The organism is Streptomyces durbertensis (assembly GCF_014156695.1).
Classification (GTDB): Bacteria; Actinomycetota; Actinomycetes; order Streptomycetales; family Streptomycetaceae; genus Streptomyces; species Streptomyces durbertensis.
The window spans coordinates 1-5,342 of the sequence record NZ_WMLF01000373.1; the positions used below are offsets into that span (position 1 = coordinate 1).

At 72.6% G+C, this 5,342-nt stretch carries 4 protein-coding genes and 1 pseudogene; all 5 read left to right on the forward strand.

Going from position 1 to position 5,342, the window contains the following annotated elements:
- Nucleotides 1–175: 175 nt before the first annotated feature.
- A complete protein-coding gene (locus tag GL263_RS20590) occupies nucleotides 176–1,861 on the forward strand; it encodes a fumarate hydratase (RefSeq protein ID WP_182857215.1) in 1,686 nt (561 codons plus the stop codon).
- A gap of 98 nt (nucleotides 1,862–1,959) precedes the next feature.
- Nucleotides 1,960–3,354 (forward strand): class II fumarate hydratase, encoded by a 1,395-nt coding sequence (locus GL263_RS20595; RefSeq protein ID WP_182857216.1) that lies wholly within the window; start codon nucleotides 1,960–1,962, stop codon nucleotides 3,352–3,354.
- Nucleotides 3,355–3,484: 130 nt separating this feature from the next.
- On the forward strand, nucleotides 3,485–4,174 hold the full coding sequence (fomD, locus tag GL263_RS20600) for a cytidylyl-2-hydroxypropylphosphonate hydrolase (RefSeq protein ID WP_182857217.1): 690 nt from the start codon (nucleotides 3,485–3,487) through the stop codon (nucleotides 4,172–4,174).
- Between the two features lie 145 nt (nucleotides 4,175–4,319).
- Nucleotides 4,320–4,997 carry a class I SAM-dependent DNA methyltransferase gene (locus GL263_RS20605; RefSeq protein WP_182857218.1) on the forward strand — a complete coding sequence of 226 codons (678 nt, stop codon included), beginning with the start codon at nucleotides 4,320–4,322 and terminating at the stop codon, nucleotides 4,995–4,997.
- A gap of 13 nt (nucleotides 4,998–5,010) precedes the next feature.
- A pseudogene (locus tag GL263_RS20610) lies at nucleotides 5,011–5,342 on the forward strand (hypothetical protein); the annotation flags it as partial.

A 5,342-nucleotide genomic window follows, 5' to 3' on the forward strand; every position in this document is an offset into this window, starting at 1 on the left:
CATCCGACCCGCACCCCACCCTGAGGGCCGCCCCTGAGTGCCGTCGCCGAGGCCCGGCCGGCGGCAGGTGAGCCTGACCTCACAGACCGGCCGGCTTCCGGGCGTTCTACGCTGTGAGACGCGCTCCTCGCCGGGAGCCGCGCGAAGTGTCGAGAGGAAGAAGAGAGTCACTCCGATGGCAGCCCACCCCGAGTTCTCCTACACCGACCTGCTTCCGCTCGGCGAGGACGACACTCCGTACCGGCTCGTGACGAGCGAGGGGGTCAGCACCTTCGAGGCGGACGGCCGGACGTTCCTGAAGGTCGAGCCCGAGGCCCTGCGCAAGCTCGCCGCCGAGGCGATGCACGACATCTCGCACTACCTGCGGCCGGCGCACCTCGCGCAGCTGCGGCGCATCCTGGACGACCCGGAGGCCAGCGCGAACGACAAGTTCGTGGCGCTGGACCTGCTGAAGAACGCGAACATCGCCGCCGCCGGTGTGCTGCCGATGTGCCAGGACACCGGTACCGCGATCGTGATGGGCAAGCGCGGCCAGCAGGTGCTCACCTCCGGCCGCGACGAGGAGGCCCTGTCGCGCGGCGTCTACGACGCGTACACGCAGCTGAACCTGCGCTACTCGCAGATGGCGCCGCTGACGATGTGGGAGGAGAAGAACACCGGCAGCAACCTGCCGGCGCAGATCGAGCTGTACGCGACGGACGGCGACGCGTACAAGTTCCTCTTCATGGCCAAGGGCGGCGGCTCGGCGAACAAGTCGTTCCTGTACCAGGAGACGAAGGCGGTGCTGAACGAGACCGCCATGATGCGCTTCCTGGAGGAGAAGATCCGCTCGCTGGGCACGGCCGCCTGCCCGCCCTACCACCTGGCGATCGTGGTCGGCGGCACCAGCGCCGAGTACGCGCTCAAGACCGCCAAGTACGCCTCCGCGCACTACCTGGACGAGCTGCCCGCCGAGGGTTCGCCGGCCGGTCACGGCTTCCGGGACAAGGAGCTGGAGGAGAAGGTCTTCGAGCTGACGCAGCGCATCGGCATCGGCGCGCAGTTCGGCGGCAAGTACTTCTGCCACGACGTGCGGGTGGTCCGGCTGCCCCGGCACGGCGCCTCGTGCCCGGTGGCGATCGCGGTGTCCTGCTCGGCGGACCGGCAGGCCAAGGCGAAGATCACCGCCGAGGGCGTGTTCCTGGAGCAGCTGGAGCGGGACCCGGCCCGGTTCCTGCCGGACACCACCGACGAGGAGCTGGCGGAGTCCGCGTCGCAGAACGGCGACGTGGTGCGCATCGACCTGAACCGGCCGATGGACGAGATCCGCGCCGAGCTGAGCAAGCACCCGGTGAAGACGCGGCTGTCGCTGACCGGTCCGCTGGTGGTGGCGCGGGACATCGCGCACGCCAAGATCAAGGAGCGGCTGGACGCCGGCGAGGAGATGCCCGCGTACCTGCGCGACCACGCCGTCTACTACGCCGGCCCGGCGAAGACCCCCGAGGGCTACGCCTCCGGCTCCTTCGGCCCGACGACGGCCGGCCGCATGGACGCCTACGTCGACCGGTTCCAGGCGGCGGGCGGCTCGTTCGTGATGCTGGCGAAGGGCAACCGCAGCAAGCAGGTCACCGAGGCGTGCAAGGCGTACGGCGGCTTCTACCTCGGCTCGATCGGCGGTCCCGCCGCCCGGCTCGCCCAGGACTGCATCAAGAAGGTGGAGGTCCTGGAGTACCAGGAGCTGGGCATGGAGGCGGTCTGGAAGATCGAGGTGGAGGACTTCCCTGCGTTCATCGTCGTCGACGACAAGGGGAACGACTTCTTCACCGACCCGGGCCCGGCGCAGCCGTTCGTGACCTCGATCCCGGTCCGCCCGCAGGCCTGATCCAGGCGCCCTCGACCGCCGTCGCCGCCGTCGAACCCGCCCCGCCGCCGGGCGGGTTGGGCGGCGGCCCGGTGTGCCGCGCCCGTACGCTCGGGGGCATGAGCGACGAGGCTGACTACCGGATCGAACACGACTCGATGGGCGAGGTGCGGGTGCCCGCCGCCGCCCGGTGGCGCGCGCAGACCCAGCGCGCGGTGGAGAACTTCCCTCTTTCGGGGCAACGGTTGGAACGCGCGCATCTGCGGGCGCTCGCGCAGGTGAAGGCGGCGGCGGCGACCGTCAACGCGCGGCTCGGCGTGCTGGAGGCGGACATGGCCGCCGCGATCGCCGAGGCGGCCGGGGAAGTCGCGGAGGGCCGCTGGGACGACCACTTCCCGGTGGACGTCTTCCAGACCGGCTCCGGCACCTCCTCCAACATGAACATGAACGAGGTGCTGGCCACGCTGGCCACCGAGCGGCTGGGCCGGCCCGTCCACCCCAACGACCACGTCAACGCCAGCCAGTCCTCCAACGACGTCTTCCCTTCCTCCATCCACGTCGCGGCGACCGCCGCCGTCACCGGCGACCTGATCCCGGCGCTGCGGCACCTGTCGGCGGCGCTCGGCCGCAAGGCGGCGGAGTTCGACACGGTGGTGAAGTCGGGGCGCACGCATCTGATGGACGCGACCCCGGTGACGCTCGGTCAGGAGTTCGGCGGCTACGCGGCGCAGGTCGACCGGGGTGTGGAGCGCCTGGAGTCCGCGCTGCCCCGGCTGGCGGAGCTGCCGCTGGGTGGTACGGCCGTCGGCACCGGCATCAACACCCCGCCCGGCTTCTCCGCCGCCGTGATCGAGGAGCTGGCCCGGCTGACCGGGCTGCCGCTCACCGAGGCGCGGGACCACTTCGAGGCGCAGGGGGCGCGCGACGGCCTGGTGGAGACGTCCGGGCAGCTCCGCACGGTCGCCGTCGGCCTCACCAAGATCTCGAACGATCTGCGGTGGATGGCCTCCGGTCCGCGCACGGGTCTGGCCGAGATCAACCTGCCGGACCTCCAGCCGGGCTCGTCGATCATGCCGGGCAAGGTGAACCCGGTGGTGCCCGAGGCCGTGCTGATGGTCGCCGCGCAGGTCGTCGGCAACGACGCCACGGTGAGCTGGGCGGGCGCCTCCGGCAACTTCGAGCTGAACGTGATGCTGCCGGTGATGGCGAAGAACGTGCTGGAGTCCGTGCGGCTGCTGGCCAACGCCTCCCGGCTGCTCGCGGACCGCACGGTGGACGGCGTCACCGCCAACGTGGAGCGGGCCAGGGAGTACGCGGAGTCCTCCCCGTCCGTCGTCACCCCGCTCAACCGCCACATCGGCTACGAGGCCGCCGCCCAGGTGGCGAAGGCGGCGCTGGCCGAGCGCAAGACGATCCGGCAGGCGGTGCTCGACGCGGGCTTCGTGGAGCGCGGCGAGCTGACGCTGGAGCAGTTGGACGAGGCGCTGGACGTGCTGCGCATGACCCGCCCCTGAGGCGGGGCCCGTGGCGCGACCGCGGCGCGCCACGGGGGCGCGACCGGGGGCGCGCGGACGGCGGCATGCGCCGGGCGCGTCGCCGCCCGGCGCCGCCGGCGTGAACCACCCGGCTGGGTAGTATCCGCGAATGACAGCGGAGATCGAGCACCCCGAGGAGAGCCGGGCGGGGACCGTGAGGTGGGCCCCGGGCAGCCACATCCTGTGGCGCTACCGGGCGAACGGCCACCGGCATCCGCACATCTGCCGGCCGGTGACGGTCGTCCAGGACAGCCCCCGGCTGCTCGCCGTGTGGATGGCGCCGGGCACCGCCTGCGTGAAGCCGCAGCTCGCCGACGGCACCCCCGTCCATATGGAACCGCTCGCCACCCGGTACACCAAGCCGCGCACCACCGTCCGGGCGCACTGGTCGGGCACCGGCGTGCTGAAGCTGGCCAGGCCGGGCGAGCCCTGGTCGGTGTGGCTGTTCTGGGAGCGCGGCTGGCGGTTCAAAAACTGGTATGTGAATCTGGAGGAGCCGCTGGCCCGCTGGTCGGGCGGCGTCGACTCGGAGGACCACTTCCTCGACATCGACGTCTACCCCGACCGCAGCTGGCGGTGGCGCGACGAGGACGAGTTCCGGCAGGCCCAGCGGGCCGGACTGATGGATCCCGTGCAGGCCGAACGGGTGAGAGCGGCTGGTGAGCGGGCGCTGGCGGTGGTACGAGAGTGGGGGTCGCCCTTCGCGGACGGCTGGGAGCACTGGCGGCCGGACCCCGGATGGCCGGTGCCCGGGCTTCCCGCCGACTGGGACCGCACAGGCGCCGGGTGCGCCTCTTGATCCCGCCCGGGACACTGACCGTAGGATCAGCCTCCGGACCGCACGCAACCACATCGACCAACTCCACAGCACGGCACGGGACTTGCCAGACCTGACAGCCGGCGCGGTGGACCGACGGCCCTGACCGGCCCAGGAGGAGCCATCCGTGAGCAGCACGGACGCGCACGGCGCGTACGAGGCCTTTGACCGGTCCCGGATCGACCGGGAGGGGCAGGCCGAGGCCTTCGACGCGATCGGCGAGCGCTACGACGAGGCGTTCCCCCACAAGGAGGGTCAGCTCGCCGCCGGCCGGTGGCTCGCCGAGCGGCTGCCGCCCGGCTCCCGGGTGCTGGACCTCGGCTGCGGCACCGGCCTGCCCACCGCCCGGCAGCTCACCGACGCCGGACACCGCGTCGTCGGCGTGGACATCTCGGTGGGCATGCTGCGCGTCGCCGCCAGAGAGGTGCCCGACGCCGAGTTCCACCGGCTCGACATCGCCGACCTCGAAGGCGCCGGCCTCGGCGTCTTCGACGGCGTCGCGGCGTTCTTCTCCCTGCTGATGCTGCCGCGCGAGGAGATCCCCGTCGCGCTGCGCATGGTGCACGGCATGCTGCGGCCCGGCGGGCTGCTCGCGCTGTCCATGGTGGAGGCCGACGTGGACGACGTCTCCATCCCGTTCCTCGGGAACCACATCCGGGTATCGGGCTATCTACGGGACGAGCTGCGCGAGACCGTGCGGAACGCGGGCTTCGAGGTCGACGGGGAGGACGCCTACACCTTCGCGCCGGCCAGCTCCGACGTCCAGCCGGAGATCCAGCTCTTCATGAACTGCCGACGACCATGACGACTCCGGACGGATGGAAGCCCTGCACGTGACGGAGTACCCGACCACCCCCCAGCAGCCCGGCGCCGAGCCGCGACAGGCGGTCCGACCCGACGAGGGCTCGATACCGCACGCCCGCGCCCAGGCGCCCTCCGCGCCGGAGGACGGCGGGGTGCGCCAGCCGTCCCGGCCGACCGCCGAACCGGCCGAAGCGACCGCGCCGCGCGCCGACCCGACCGGGCCGCGCGCCGACGCGGCCGGCGACCTGACCGGCCCGCGCCCGGGGGCGCCCGGCCCCTCCGACGTGCCCGCCGGCGCGAGCGCCCCGGCGTCCCCGCACGCCCCCGCGACCGAACCCCCCAAGGA